Below are 13995 nucleotides of genomic sequence, written 5' to 3' on the forward strand. Positions count from 1 at the left end.
TAGCAAGCGCAGCGCCAGGCCCCGCCAGTTCAAGCCCCATCTAAAGTCAAGTCGGATTGTTGCTAATTGGGGAACAGTGTTTCAACGGGGACACAATGGCTCTCAGGGGCGCGCGGGTCTACATTCGGCACACTCACAAATACGGAGCCGACGATGATGACCCTGGAGTCCATCCCCCTTGACGGTACCAACGGCATACGCATCGAAATTCTCGAGCGCTCCGACACGACGCTGGTGATCCGCTGGGTCGAGCCTGGACGATGTCATTACGGCGAGCAGCGTTGGCGGCGCAGGTCCGCGCACACTTCGGGAACGTGCGCAGTGACGCGTCGCAAGATTCGACGCGGCGACGCGGTATTCAAGCCGGCCGAGCGCCCAGCGCCGTCGAATGCTTCAGCCATGATCTGCGCCGAAATCGTCGGCGCGCTACCTGCCGAAGCCTGACTTTTCTGCTGTATTCCCGCCTGCATGCCGGCGCGGCTGTCCGGTTCCCCGACCGCGCCGCCCGAAAAGCCCCCCCGATTGCGGCCCTTCGCCACGTGCGTTAAGGTGGACCTGCTTGCGTCAAGTCATCCTGCCGGCTCACCGCGCGGCGGTAAAGTGACGTGCATCTCCACCAATCGCGCCGTGCGCGCCACGGCGCCGCTTGAGGGCATACCATGGCAGAAGACACGCCGCATCCGTCGACCCGGCCGGACACCCGCGCGGCGAGCGCGCCTCCCACTCCGCTAGTCGCTCCGCAGCAATTTTCCACCGACGTCCTGCTCGAAAAGTACGCGAAAGGCGACGAGCAATCCGCCGACGACGTCTTCAAGCGCGTCGCCCGCGGCGTCGCCGAGGCCGAGCCGCCGGAACTGCGCGAATCGGTAGAAGCGCTTTTCGTCGACAACCTGCGGCACGGCGCGCTCGGCGCCGGCCGGATCATGAGCGCGGCGGGCACCGGCATCGCGGCCACGCTGATCAACTGCTTCGTGCAGCCGGTCGGCGACGCGATTCAAGGCGTCGACGAACAAGGGCTCCCCGGCATCTACGTCGCACTGCTGCAGGCAGCGGAGACGATGCGGCGCGGCGGCGGCGTCGGCTACAACTTTTCGGCGATCCGGCCCAAGGGCGCGCGCGTTCACACCACGAGTTCGTCTGCGTCCGGTCCGTGCAGTTATATGGATGTGTTCGACGCGTCCTGCCGCACGGTCGAAAGCGCGGGGTCGCGGCGCGGTGCCCAGATGGCCGTGCTCGACTGCGATCATCCGGACCTGCTCGAATTCATCGAGGCGAAGCATTCGAAGGGACGCTGGAACAACTTCAACGTCTCCGTCGGCGTGACCGACGAATTCATGCGGGCGGTCGAAGAAGATCAACCCTGGCAACTCGTGCATCGCGCCGAACCATCGCCGGCGCTGCGCGCGGCAGGCGACGTCAGGCAGCGGGACGACGGTCTGTGGGTGTACAGCGAGCGGCCCGCGCGCGAGATCTGGGACCGCATCATGCGCTCCACTTACGACGTCGCCGAACCGGGCATCGTCTTCATCTCGCGGATGAACGACGACAACAACCTGCGCGCCGTCGAAACGATTCGCGCGACCAACCCATGCGGCGAGCAACCGCTGCCCGCTTACGGCTGCTGCAATCTCGGCCCGTTGAATCTCACGCGTTTCGTGGTCGATCCGTTCGCGCAAATGAAAGGCGGCAAGCCGTCATTCGACTGGGACGGTCTCGCGAGGCGCACGCGCACGCAGGTGCGCTTTCTCGACAACGTGCTCGACGTCACGCTGTGGCCGCTGCCGCAGCAATACGACGAATCGCGCGCGAAACGGCGTATCGGCGTGGGCTTTACCGGACTCGGCGACACGCTCGTGATGCTCGGCTTGCGCTACAACTCGCAGGAAGGCCGCGACTTCGCCGTGAGCATTGCGCGGCTGATGCGCGACGAGGCGTATCGCGCTTCGGTGGAACTCGCCAGGGAGCGCGGCGCGTTTGCGCTCTTCGATGCCGCGCGCTACCTCGAAGCCGGCACCTTCGCATCGCGCCTGCCCGATGACATCAAGGAGGCGATTCGCCGGCATGGTATTCGCAATAGCCATCTTCTGTCGATCGCGCCGACCGGCACCGTCAGCCTCGCATTCGCCGACAATGCGTCCAACGGCATCGAGCCCGCATTCTCGTGGACCTACACGCGCATGAAGGTGATGGCAGACGGCGGCCGTGAATCGTTCGATGTCGAAGACTACGCATACCGGCTTTATCGCGAGCTGGGCGGCGACGTGAGCCGGTTGCCCGACTATTTTGTCAGCGCACTCGAAATGTCCGCGCGCGATCATCTGGACATGATGGCGGCCGTGCAGCCTTACGTGGACACGTCGATCTCGAAGACGGTCAACGTGCCCGCGGACTATCCGTTCGGAGCCTTCGAAAGCCTCTATTTCGATGCGTGGAAAAGCGGCCTCAAGGGTCTCGCCACGTATCGGCCGAACGAAACGCTCGGCGCGGTGCTCAGCGTGAGCCCGCCGCAAGCCGACGACACGCTGGCAGAAACCGATCTCGATCCGCTGCGTATCGCGATCGACCATCGGCCGAAAGGCGAGTTGCCGGCGATAATCGAGAAGGTCGAGTATCTGACGCAAGCCGGCAAAAAATCGCTGTACGTCGCGGTCTCGTTTATCGAAGTGACGGGGCGTCTCGGCGGTGAAGACGTGACGATCGAGCGGCCCATCGAGTTCTTTATTCCAACCGGTCAGCGCGACGAATCGCAGCAATGGATCACGGCGACCATGCGTTCGCTGTCGCTCGCCGCGCGAGGCGGGTTCGTCGCGCGCAATCTGCAGGATATGCGCAAGGTGTCGTGGGATCGCGGGCAAGTGCGTCTTGGCGAAGTGCAGCGTCTGGACGGTCACCGCACACCGCGCTGGCACGATTCGGAAGTAGCCGCCCTCGCCTTTGCAATCCAACAGATCCTGCACCGCCGTGGATTCCTCGATGCCGAGGGCAATCAGGTTCCATCGCGTCTGCTCGCGCGTTTGCCGCGCGGACACATGAAAGCGGAAACCGCGCTGCCCGCGGACTTCGGCATTCGCCCGCATCCGGGCGAAGCCGAAACCAGCGCGTTGCAATTGACTCGGCCTGGCGCGCCACCAGGACTCCATACGATGCTGGGGCGCAAATGCGGGTCATGCGGTGCGAACGCCGTGATCCGCAAGGACGGCTGCGACTTCTGCACGGCGTGCGGCGAAGTGGGGGCTTGCGGGTGAGTCGGCGCGGGCCGCTAAGTATCGGAAGTTGGGGGAGACAGCATAAGTTGATATATAGGGCATCACGGTAAGCAGCGCTCGCATACTGGGCGGATTCGACCGGTCGTCGCAACACCTTTGATCGAGGAGGCGTTGCATGGGACGAAGTGCAAAGCAGGTGTATCGGTTGACAGGGCGAGCAGCGATGTACTCGCCGGGCGCGCCATCACTTGGACATGAGATCGAGCGTCGGTTTTGGCAACAGATCGCGACTGGTATTACAAGCGAGAAAGCAGCGGAGGCGGTAGGCGCATCTCAAGCGGTGGGCTCGCGCTGGTTCCGCTATCGTGGCGGCATGCCACTATTCATGTCCAAACCCATCGCTGGTCGATACTTGTCGTTCGCTGAGCGAGAAGAAATAGCCTTGCTCTCTGTCCAGGGGTTCGGGGTGCGCGAGATCGCCCGCCGTATCGGACGAAATGCATCAACCGTATCACGAGAACTTACGCGCAATGCTGCGACTCGAGGTGGGTGTCTCGAGTATCGTGCTTCGGTTGCGCAGTGGAAGGCAGAACGGTTCGCTAAACGACCCAAGCCCGCGAAACTGGCGACTAATGTAGAACTGCGTCAATATGTACAGGAGCGCTTGGAGGGCAAGGTACATGATGCTGACGGTCGTAAAATTGCCGGGCCCAGGCAGGCACCGTTTAAGGGGCGAAATAAGCCGCATCGCGGGGACCGAAAGTGGGTCAACGGCTGGTCACCCGAACAAATTGCTAATCGGTTGCCCGTAGATTTCCCGGATGATGAGTCTATGCGCATCTCTCACGAAGCCATTTATCAAGCGCTTTATATTCAAGGGCGCGGCGCACTCAAGCGCGAGCTGGTGGGCTGCCTGCGCACCGGGCGCGCGTTGCGCGTTCCGCGAGCGAGAGCACGTGCTAAGGCGTGGGCGCATGTCAGTGAACAGGTGATGATTTCCAGTCGGCCTGCAGAGGCGGAAGATCGTGCTGTGCCGGGCCATTGGGAAGGCGACCTCCTCATTGGCCTGAATCGATCCGCCATCGGGACGCTGGTGGAAAGATCAAGCCGTTTCACAATGCTCGTGCATTTACCTCGAGAGAAAGGCTACGGGTTGATTCCGCGGACGAAGAACGGGCCTGCGCTAGCCGGCTACGGGGCCGTCACGATGGCCAACGCACTCAAGAAGACTGTGACAGGCTTGCCTGCTGAGTTATGGCGGTCATTGACATGGGATCGTGGCAAGGAGCTTTCCGATCACGCCCGCTTCACTATAGAGTCTGGCGTGAAAGTATTCTTCGCCGACCCGCAAAGCCCGTGGCAGCGTGGCACGAATGAAAACACCAACGGACTTCTACGACAATACTTTCCAAAAGGCACAGACCTGTCCCGGTGGAGTGCTCGGGAGATCCGAGCCGTTGCTAATACGTTGAACTCAAGGCCGCGAAAAACTCTTGGATGGAAGACGCCTGCGGAAGCCCTGGACGAGTACCTAAGGTCTGTTCAACAATCCAGTGTTGCGACGACCGGTCGAATCCGCCCTGACAGCCTCTGTCACTATGATGAATGCAGCTCCCCAGCGCCGGTCTGCGCGTTCGCACAGCAGCTTCTAGCGCCGCAAGCGTTAGCTCTGTATCGCAAGCCGATGCGGGCGTACCGTACGGCACTGTTGCCAAGGCAATGGCGGCAATCGAGCATGCTGGCGTGACGAAGCTTGCCGTGGTGACAAAGGGCACGGGTCAATGACGCAGCGATACGCGCGCCAAGATGAACTCGACACGGCGTGACAACGCTCCGCAGCGAAGTCTCGGCAGCTAAATGCCGATGCGGCAATTGCATATCGCCAGAACTTCGAAAGCCATAAGCGGGCGCGCGTTAGCATAGACAGTTTCCACACTCTGTCTCGGAGTCACAGGCGATGTCCAACCCTCCCCGCTTCGGCGTTTGGGCGCTCGTACATGGAAGCCGTGCGGCGCTACAGGATCCCGCGGAACCGTACGACGCCTCGTGGGCACGCAATAAGGCCCTCGTGCTCGAAGCCGAGCGGCTCGGCTACGACTCTGTGCTCGTCGCGCAGCACACCGTCAATCCGCATGACCCTTCGCTCGATCAACTCGAAGCGTGGACCGCGTCGGCCGCGTTAGCGGCGCTGACTTCGCGCATCGAGATCATCGCCGCGATCAAACCGTATCTGTACCATCCGGTGGTGCTCGCGAAAATGGCGCAGCAGATAGAACACATCAGCGGCGGACGTTTCGCGATCAACCTCGTCAACGCGTGGAATCGTCCGGAACTCGAACGCGCCGGCATTGGCTTTGCCGAACACGACGAGCGCTACGCATACGGCCGCGAATGGATCTCGGTCGTGGACGCATTGTTGCGCGGCGAAGCCGTCACCCATCGCGGAGACAATTTTCGCATCGACGACTATCAGTTGCGTCCGGCCGATCCGTTCCGCGCGCGGCCACGCATTTATGTCGGCGGCGAGTCGGAGCCGGCGCGCTCGCTCGTGGCCGCTCATGGCGACGTGTGGTTCATCAACGGGCAGCCGCACGACGACGTGGCGGGTCTTATCGCGGATGTCTCGTCGCGTGCGCGGCCTCCTGGCCACGATGCGTTGCGCTTCGGCCTGTCGGCCTTCGTGATCGCTCGGGAGACGCAGGCCGCCGCCGATGCTCACCTCGATCACCTGTTCGCCCTTGCAGACCTCGACAAGCCGCTCCGCGAGCGGCAAAAGGCCAACATCGATCCGAATGCGGTCATGCACCAGACGTTCGCGCGCTCACCTCGGGTGGGTTCGAACGGCGGCACGGCTGCGGGCCTCGTCGGCGACTACGACACGGTCGCTCGACGCGTCGTCGACTTCCATCGTGCCGGCATCGAACTGTTCATGCTGCAGTTCCAGCCTTTCGAGGCGGACATGGCCGCTTTCGCCGAGGAAGTCATGCCGCGCGTGCGTCGTCTGCTTGGCTGAACGCGCGGGTCATCGCATTCGAGTCGCAAGCAGAGACCGCGCGCACGTCTAAAAGAACGTGCCGGTCGGCGGCAAGTGGCCAGTCAGCAGATGTTGCCCGAGCAGACGCTCCTTATATAACCGCGGATTGTGCGAGGCAATCACCTTGATGTTGCGCCAGTGCCGGTCCAGCGCGCCGAAACGTGAGACGACCGAGCCCGAGCCGAGATCGATCAGCCAGCTTGCTATTTGCGGAGCGAGGTCGTCGATGACGACTTTGGCTTCCGACGCCACGAGCGTGGCGGCGAGCGTGGCTTCATATTCGCCGCTTGTGCCGTAAGCGTCCCATGCGCGCTGGAGGGCAGCGACTGCGCGGTCAGCGGTAGCTTCGACGCTCGCCGCATAGGCGCGGATACGTCCGAGTTGCGACTGAAGCACGGGTTCGTCGGCAGGATGCGCGGCTTCGCCGTGATAAAAATTGCGGCTCCGCGTGCGCAACACTTCGACGGCATCCAGCGCGACCCGGCGCACGATGCCCGCAATGCAGTTGGTCAGATAAACCTGGTGGAACGTGAAGCCCCAAGGCGCGGCCTCGTCCGGTCGCGGAGGATCAAGCGGGTACAGGTGTGCCGCAGGCACGGTGACGTCGCGAAAGCGGGCCGTGCCCGAGCCGGTCAGCCGCTGGCCGAAACCGTTCCAGTCGTCGCCGTTGCTCACGCCCGCGCCGCGCTCCAGCACGTATTGCACAGTTCGCCCCGCGCGGCTCTCCACAGCCGAGCCGATAAATGCGTCGTTGTACAAATTTCCCGTTGCGTATACCTTCTCCCCCGAACCGACATAGAGGTCGCGCGAAGCGTCCCATTCCAGCCGGCTCAAAACCTTTGTAGGACGCGCCCCGGCCGCGGTTACATCGCTCTCGGTAAAGCTCAAGCCAACGGTCTTTCTCTGCGCGGTGAGTCCCAGCACGTGCGCGTGGAACGGATGATCCTTCTTCCTGAGCGCCGTCTCGACCTGCCACAGATGATTGCGGAACGCATGCGCAATGTTCGAATCCGCCGCGGCCACGTCGCGAGCGACGACGAACAGACCGCCGAGCGACACGCCGTGGCCTCCCTCGTCCAACGGCAGGCGCAGCGCGCCAAAGCCGAGCGCCTTCAGCTCTGTGATCTCATCGTGCGGTAGACGATGCTCGCGTTCGCGCGTCGCCGCGGTCGCTGAGATATCGGCGAGAATCTTCGCGAAGCCGAGCGTTACGGTCAGCGGCGAGACGCCCCGCGCGTAACTCGCTTCCTTGATGCTATTGGTATCAGTCATGCGGGCGCCCGGGTTCAAACTCTGATGCTGTAGTCGGCAACCTTGATGCGCGAGTTGATTATCTTGCGCTCCGCGAGCCAGTCGGCGGCGCGCTGAAATTGCGCGATGAAGGCGGCGTCGTCTGCCTCGTGGAACTGGTTCACGCGCTTGAGACTCGCCAGATAGTCGCGCACCTGGTCCGGATATTTGCCCTCGCGCTGCACGAGCTGCTCTGCTTCCGCCGAGTGGGCCGACTGCCACGCCCCTTCCACGTGATACGCGTCGATTACCGCGCGAATCAGCTCGGAGTTTTCTTCGGTGAACTTGCGGCGCGTGACCAGCGAACTGTAGTCGATCAGAAAGTCCAGGTCGCGGCCTTCGTTGAAAATGTCCTTCGCGTCATTCGAAAAGCGCGCAATGTCCACGCCCGGCGACCACATCGACCACGCATCGACCTTGCCCTGCGCAAAAGCCGGCGCCGCATCGGGTGGATTCAGATAAACGAATTGCACCTTGTCGCGGTCGACGCGATGTTTCTCCAGCGCCGCGATCAGCAGGAATTCGCCAAGTCCTGAGCGGTTCACGGCGACCTTGCGGCCCGCGAGATCCGCGACCGAATTGATGCCGCTCGTCTTCTTCGCGATGATCGAAGTGGAGCGCGGCGAATAGATGTCGAACGCGTTGAAGACGATCGGCGAGCCGGCCAGCATCGCGGCAAGTGCCGGTGTCGTCGAGCCCCAGAAGCCGAAGTCCGCGCTGCCGCCGACGACAGCCTGAATGGACGGCGCATGGTTCGGGAACGGCCCGATCCATTCGACCTTGATGCCCTTGGCCGCGAGCGTCTTCTCGAATACGCCGCGCTGCTTCGCGATGTCCGGCAGGCTACCGTAGCCCCAGCCAATGCGTACCGTGTCGGTGTTGCGCGTCAGCTTGCGCGGCTCGGCTGCGTGCGCAGGAAAGAGCCCTCCGGCAGCGACGCCGGCCAGCAGGCCGCCCGCCGCGCGCAACACCAGGCGGCGGCTCAACAATGAATCAGTCATGCTTTTGGGTCCTTCGGTTGATGGCGATATCTGTTAGTGAGAAGGGACGCCCAGCTCGTCGAGCAGAATGCGACGCAGCGTGCCGGCCTGCTCTTTCGGCCGGAAGGAGGCCGCGATGCGGCCGGCGCGCATCACGAGAATCCTGTCGGCGAGGGTCAGCGCTTCGTCGACGTCGTGCGTGACGATCAGCACGCCGGGCTGGTGCAGCGCGACGAGCTCCTTGACGAGTCCGTGCATCTTGATGCGAGTCAGCGCGTCGAGCGCGGCGAACGGCTCATCGAGCAGAAGGAGCGCCGGCTCCGGAACGAGCGCCCGTGCGAGCGCCACGCGCTGAGCCTGACCGCCTGAGAGGTTGCGCGGCCAGTCGTCTTCGCGGCCGGCAAGTCCGACCTCGGCGAGCGCAAGCGCGGCGCCGTGGCGGCCAATCGTCTTTTCATGACCGAGCGCGACGTTTTCCCACAGCGTCGCCCAAGGCAACAGACGATGCTCCTGGAAGACGACCGACGGGCGCTCCGGCGCGCGGATCGTCCCCGCGTCGGGCAGATCGAGTCCCGCAAGCGCACGCAGCAACGTCGTCTTGCCGCAGCCGCTCTCGCCGAGCAGCGCGACGAATTCACCCTTGTGAATGTCGAGGTCCAGAGAGTCGATTACGACGCGGCTGCCATAGCGCCGCTGCAATCCACGGACCGCTACGGCCAGTGTGTGCGCGCCGGCGTTGATGTTGACCGGGTCTGCAGCGACATGATCGCGGACGGTGGCGATGCGTTCGCTCACTTGCTTGCTCCTTTCGCGTAGTTCGCGTGCCACGACAGGAAGCGGGCTTCCAGCAGCCGCACGAGCGCGTCCGCCACGACGCCGATCATCGCGTAGACGATCATGGTCAGGACGATCACGTTCGTGTTGAGAAATTCGCGCGCATCCATCGCCAGGAAGCCGAGACCTTTCGTCGTGGCGAGCGTTTCGGCGATGACCAGCGCGAGCCACGCATGCGCGAGCGCATAGCGCACGCCGGTGAGAATCGACGGCATTGCCCCCGGAAGAATGATTCGCCGCACGACCGCCGCCCGATCGAGCCCGACGACACGCGCCAGCTCCATCAGCTTCGGATCCAGCTGGCGAATGCCGAGCATCGTATTGATATAAATCGGGAAGAACACCGCCAGCGCGACCAGGAAAATCTTCGCGGTTTCGCCGACTCCGAACCAGACGATCACAAGCGGCAGCATCGCGAGGAACGGAATAGCGCGCACCATCTGGATCGAGCGATCGAGAAGCGCCTGCGCGAGCGGCGAAAAACCGACGAGAATGCCGAGTGCAAGGCCGAGCGTTCCGCCGATGACAAACCCGCCCGCGGCGCGCAGCAGTGAGACACCGAGATGAACGAAGAGGTCGCCGTTACGGGCCAGGTTAAGCGCCGTTTCCAGGACGCTGCTTGGGGCAGGCAGCACTTGCGGTGCAATGAGCCCGAGGCGGGCCGCAGCTTCCCATAGCAGCACAACGGCGGCCGGAATCATCCACGAAAGCCAGCTGTACAGCGTCGTCCTGGGAACGCCCGAGCGGGTTGGTTGAGCAGCGACATAGCGGCTGCGGGTAGAAGTCAGGTCGGCCATGCCATTTCCATGTCAGCTGTGGAGACGGCGCGCGGCGGTGCGAATCAGAAGCCGATCGTCACTGCGCAGAGCGCCATTGCTTTGCCTTTGATGAAGGAGACTCGCGGTGCGGCTTTCTTGCGGGCGTCGAGCCGCCCCATTCCGGGGAGCGAGCATGGACGCTCGCGCCCAGTGCGAGGGGCTTTCAACCCGTCGCGAAACAAGCTGACTATTAGAAGCTGTCAGGCGACGCCATGACAAACGCTTTTTTATGCTTTACTTTCCAGCAATCGCGCCTGGAGGTTCGCAGCATTGCTGGACGGCTTATGTCTTCGCTTCAAGACGCCGTCTCCGCAGCTAGCGCGCCGCCCAGATAGGCGTCCCGAATCCGCTGGTCGCCCAGCAACTCGTTGGCCTTGCCCGAAAGCACGACCCGTCCGGTCTGCAATACATATCCGCGATGCGCGATCTGTAGCGCGAGACTCGCGTTCTGTTCGACCATGAAGAAAGTCACGCCCTGCTGGTTAACCGTGCGAATGAGATCCAGCACCTTGTCGACGTAGAGCGGCGAGAGGCCCATCGTCGGCTCGTCCATGCAGACGAGCGCGGGACGGCTCATCAATGCGCGCGCCATCGCGAGCATCTGCTGCTCGCCGCCCGACAACGTGCCGGCGCGCTGCGCCAGTCGCTCCTTCACGCGCGGGAAAAGCTCGAGCATGCGCTCGTAGTCTTGCGCAATTCCGTCGCGGTCGCGTCGCGTGAAAGCGCCCATCAGCAGGTTCTCTCGGACCGTCATGTCGCCGAACAGACGGCGCGCTTCCGGTACTGACGCGACCCCGAGCCTCACGATCTGCGGGGTCAGCAGACCGTTAATGATCTTGCCGTCGAACGTGATACTGCCCGCCCGAGGCCGATGGAGACCGAGGATGATCTTCATCGCGGTCGACTTGCCGCTCGCGTTGCCGCCGAGCAAACTGACAATCTCGCCGAGCGGCACGTCGAGATTCACACCGAAGTGGACCTGCACCTGGCCGTAAAAGGTGTCGATTCCTTCAAGCTTGAGAAGCGGTTCTGTCATGGCTAGCGTATTCTTCGCGGCGAGTTGGACAAGTCGTGGCGTTCACGCGTGCTGCGCGCCCGCTATAGATGGGTCGAGTCGAGCGACGCCTGCGTCATTGCTTACCGGCGCTTTGCCACCCACGTGCCGATGCCCCAGATACGCTTCGATTACGGCCGGGTCGTTGCGCACGACATCGGGTAGACCGGCGGCGATCTTCCGTCCGTTGTCGAGCACGAGCACGTGGGCGGAAAGGCGCATCACCAGATCCAGTTTGTGCTCGATCAGCAGGATGGTCAGCCCGTCGCTCTTGAGTTCGGCAATCAGTTCCAGCATCTCGGCAGTTTCCGATTCATTCATGCCTGCCGTCGGCTCGTCCAGCAACAGCATGCGAGGCCGCAACGCCAGTGCACGCGCAATCTCCACACGCCGCCGATTCGCGTATGACAGACTATGCGCCGGCTGGTCCATGCGCGGCGTTAGGCGCGTGCCGAATCGCGCGATGATCGCTTCGGCATCGGCGCGCAATGCTTCTTCCTCCCGACGCAGCGTGGCGGGACGCATCAGCGCCCGCAGCACTTCCGAAAACGCGCCGACCACCGGCCACCCAGGTCTCGCGAACTTCAGCCGCGAATGCGCGCCGATCAGCACGTTGTCGAGCACGCTCAGGTTGCCGAATACGCGGCCATGCTGGAACGTCCGCGCCACACCCCGCGCAGCGAGACGCTCGGGCGAGATGCCCGCGACGTTTTCGCCGTCGAGGCGAACCTCGCCCTCGTCCGGAACATCCATGCCGGTCAGCAGATTGAATAGCGTCGATTTACCCGCACCGTTAGGTCCTATCACGCTCACGCACTCGCCGCGCGCGACGGAAAAGTTGACGCTATCCACCGCGATGAGTCCGTCGAAGCGCCGCGTCACGCGGCGTACGTCGAGCAAAATGTCTCCACTATGGGTCGTTGCCTGAGTCATCGTGTTGTCCTCATGCAGTGCCGAACAAACCTTGCGGGCGAAAGCGCACCAGCACAAGCAGCACGACACCGTAGATCAGCATGCTGTAGTCGGCGGCGAAGCGAAACAGTTCGGGCAAGCTGATCAGCGCAACGGCACCGACCACCGCGCCGGCCACGCTGCCGAGGCCGCCGAGTATCACCATCGTCAGCGCGAGAATCGAGACTTGCGAATCGAACGTCTGGTAGTTGATGTAGCTATACAGATGCGCCGCGATGGCCCCGCCGATGCCTGCCGCGAAACCGCCGCAGGCGAAGGCGATCGCCTTGTAGCGGTTAGGTCGTACGCCGTATGCGCGCGCCGCTACGTCGTCCTCGCGAATCGCGCGCCACGTTCGCCCAAGATGCGAGTGCAACAGCCGCACCTGCAACAGGCCGAGCGCGACCAGCACCGCGAGCGCGAACCAGTAGACCGCTCGCGAGCTCGCGAGGGGCCAGCCGAACAGTGAAAGCGGCGCAATGCCGGTAATGCCCACGGGACCGCGAGTCAGGCCGTCCCAATTCAACACGACGAGCCCGACGATCTCGCCTATGCCGAGCGTCGCGATCGACACATAGTGGCCGCGCAGCCGGAACGACGGATAAACGAGCAGCGTGCCTATCCCAGCGGTCATGACGCCTGCGAGAGGAATCGTCACGCCGGGCGACCAGCCCAGATTGGTGGACAAGAGCGCGGAAGCGTATGCGCCGATCAGCAGCAACGCCGCGTGTCCGAGCGAAATCTGGCCGACCGTGCCCGCGACCAGCGTCAGGCTTAACGCAAGCAAGCCATAGATCCAGCCATTCGTCAGCGTTTGCAGCAAATACGATGACGACGTGACGAGCGGCAGCACGAAGGCAGCGATCACCACTGTCGCGACGACACGGCGTGGCAAGCGCAACGCCCGCCGGAACGAAAGAAACGTGCCCGTCAGCGGCTCGGGCGGCAAACGCCGGTTGGAGCTGAACAGTCCGTTGGGACGCCACACGAGAAACACCAACAGCAGCACGAAGGCGAACAGATCCCGATAGCTCGTGCCGAAGAGCGCCACGCCATAACTCTCGACCAGACCGAGCAGCAGGCTTCCGGCGATTGCGCCGGGCACATTGCCCAAACCGCCGATGAGCAGCGCGACGACGCCCTTGAGCGTTGCCTGAAAACCCATCGCGGGGTCGATGCTGTTGTAGTACATGCCCACCAGCAGACCGCTCAAGCCCCCGAGTCCGCACGCGATAGCGAACACGGCACGGTTGACCGCGTGAACATTCACACCCATCTGTTGCGCAGCGTCGCGGTCCTGTGCGGTTGCACGCACGGCCCAGCCGAGCCGCGTGAAGCGCAGGAACACATAGAGCACTGCCGCAGCGCCAACACCGGTTGCGGCAATCAACACGTCGAGCGAGCCGAGCGTCGCGCCGCCTATCGCTATAGACCAGTCGGGCAACGTGCTCGGCACCGGACGCGGATCGGGGCCGAAGAGCAGTTGCGCCAACTGATCGAGCACGAAACTGATGCCGATGGTCGCGAGCAACGGCGCGATCCGCGCCGCGCCTTGCAGCGGACGCAGACCGATTCGCTCGATCAGCACGCCGAGCAGCGCGCAGCCGCCCACTGTCGCGAGCAGCGCGACCGGCAATGGCAAGCCGATCCGCGTGAGACACAGCCAGCCGATGAAGCCGCCGACCATGTATACGGAGCCGTGTGCGAAGTTGATCAGATGCGACACGCCGAAAATCAATGCGAGCCCGACCGCGAGCAACGCATAGATGTTGCCGACGATCAGCCCGTTGATCGTGTAGTCGAACCAGGCGCTCATAACCGCTTTATC

The 13995-nt window shown here is 63.2% G+C and carries 10 protein-coding genes and 1 pseudogene; 4 read left to right on the plus strand and 7 right to left on the minus strand.

Features of this window, described 5'->3' with window-relative positions:
* The first annotated feature begins 156 nt into the window (after positions 1 to 156).
* The 4 genes and pseudogenes from RW095_RS08995 (at position 157) to RW095_RS09010 (ending at position 6219) form a co-directional block, all read left to right on the plus strand.
* Positions 157 to 444: a DUF3331 domain-containing protein gene (locus RW095_RS08995; protein ID WP_128586112.1), complete on the plus strand. Its 288-nt coding sequence runs from the start codon at positions 157 to 159 to the stop codon at positions 442 to 444.
* A 215-nt stretch (positions 445 to 659) separates the two neighbouring features.
* Positions 660 to 3245 carry an adenosylcobalamin-dependent ribonucleoside-diphosphate reductase gene (locus RW095_RS09000; protein WP_317018574.1) on the plus strand — a complete coding sequence of 862 codons (2586 nt, stop codon included), beginning with the start codon at positions 660 to 662 and terminating at the stop codon, positions 3243 to 3245.
* Positions 3246 to 3381: 136 nt separating this feature from the next.
* A pseudogene (locus RW095_RS09005) lies at positions 3382 to 4776 on the plus strand (IS30 family transposase); the annotation flags it as partial.
* 387 nt (positions 4777 to 5163) lie between these two features.
* A complete protein-coding gene (locus RW095_RS09010) occupies positions 5164 to 6219 on the plus strand; it encodes an LLM class flavin-dependent oxidoreductase (protein WP_317018575.1) in 1056 nt (351 codons plus the stop codon).
* A 48-nt stretch (positions 6220 to 6267) separates the two neighbouring features.
* On the opposite strand, the gene RW095_RS09015 is transcribed toward RW095_RS09010, so the two are convergent.
* The 7 genes from RW095_RS09015 to RW095_RS09045 all read right to left on the minus strand — a co-directional run bounded on the left by RW095_RS09015 (position 6268) and on the right by RW095_RS09045 (position 13983).
* A complete protein-coding gene (locus tag RW095_RS09015) occupies positions 6268 to 7512 on the minus strand; it encodes an acyl-CoA dehydrogenase family protein (RefSeq protein WP_317018577.1) in 1245 nt (414 codons plus the stop codon).
* Between the two features lie 14 nt (positions 7513 to 7526).
* Positions 7527 to 8531, minus strand: a complete 1005-nt coding sequence (locus tag RW095_RS09020) for an NrtA/SsuA/CpmA family ABC transporter substrate-binding protein (protein ID WP_317018578.1) — start codon at positions 8529 to 8531, stop codon at positions 7527 to 7529.
* A gap of 33 nt (positions 8532 to 8564) precedes the next feature.
* Positions 8565 to 9251, minus strand: a complete 687-nt coding sequence (locus tag RW095_RS09025) for an ABC transporter ATP-binding protein (protein ID WP_317019806.1) — start codon at positions 9249 to 9251, stop codon at positions 8565 to 8567.
* A gap of 50 nt (positions 9252 to 9301) precedes the next feature.
* The gene (locus RW095_RS09030) at positions 9302 to 10141 is read right to left on the minus strand and encodes an ABC transporter permease subunit (RefSeq protein ID WP_317018580.1); all 840 of its coding nucleotides are present in this window, start codon (positions 10139 to 10141) and stop codon (positions 9302 to 9304) included.
* Between the two features lie 316 nt (positions 10142 to 10457).
* Entirely contained in the window at positions 10458 to 11198 is a 741-nt protein-coding gene (locus RW095_RS09035; protein ID WP_317018581.1) for an ABC transporter ATP-binding protein, read from the minus strand.
* Positions 11199 to 11240: 42 nt separating this feature from the next.
* Positions 11241 to 12149, minus strand: coding sequence for an ABC transporter ATP-binding protein (locus tag RW095_RS09040; RefSeq protein WP_317018583.1), 909 nt, complete (start codon positions 12147 to 12149; stop codon positions 11241 to 11243).
* Positions 12150 to 12159: 10 nt separating this feature from the next.
* On the minus strand, positions 12160 to 13983 hold the full coding sequence (locus RW095_RS09045) for an ABC transporter permease (protein ID WP_317018584.1): 1824 nt from the start codon (positions 13981 to 13983) through the stop codon (positions 12160 to 12162).
* Positions 13984 to 13995 lie beyond the last annotated feature (12 nt).

It is taken from the genome of Paraburkholderia kirstenboschensis, from assembly GCF_032806925.1.
Classification (GTDB): domain Bacteria; phylum Pseudomonadota; class Gammaproteobacteria; order Burkholderiales; family Burkholderiaceae; genus Paraburkholderia; species Paraburkholderia kirstenboschensis.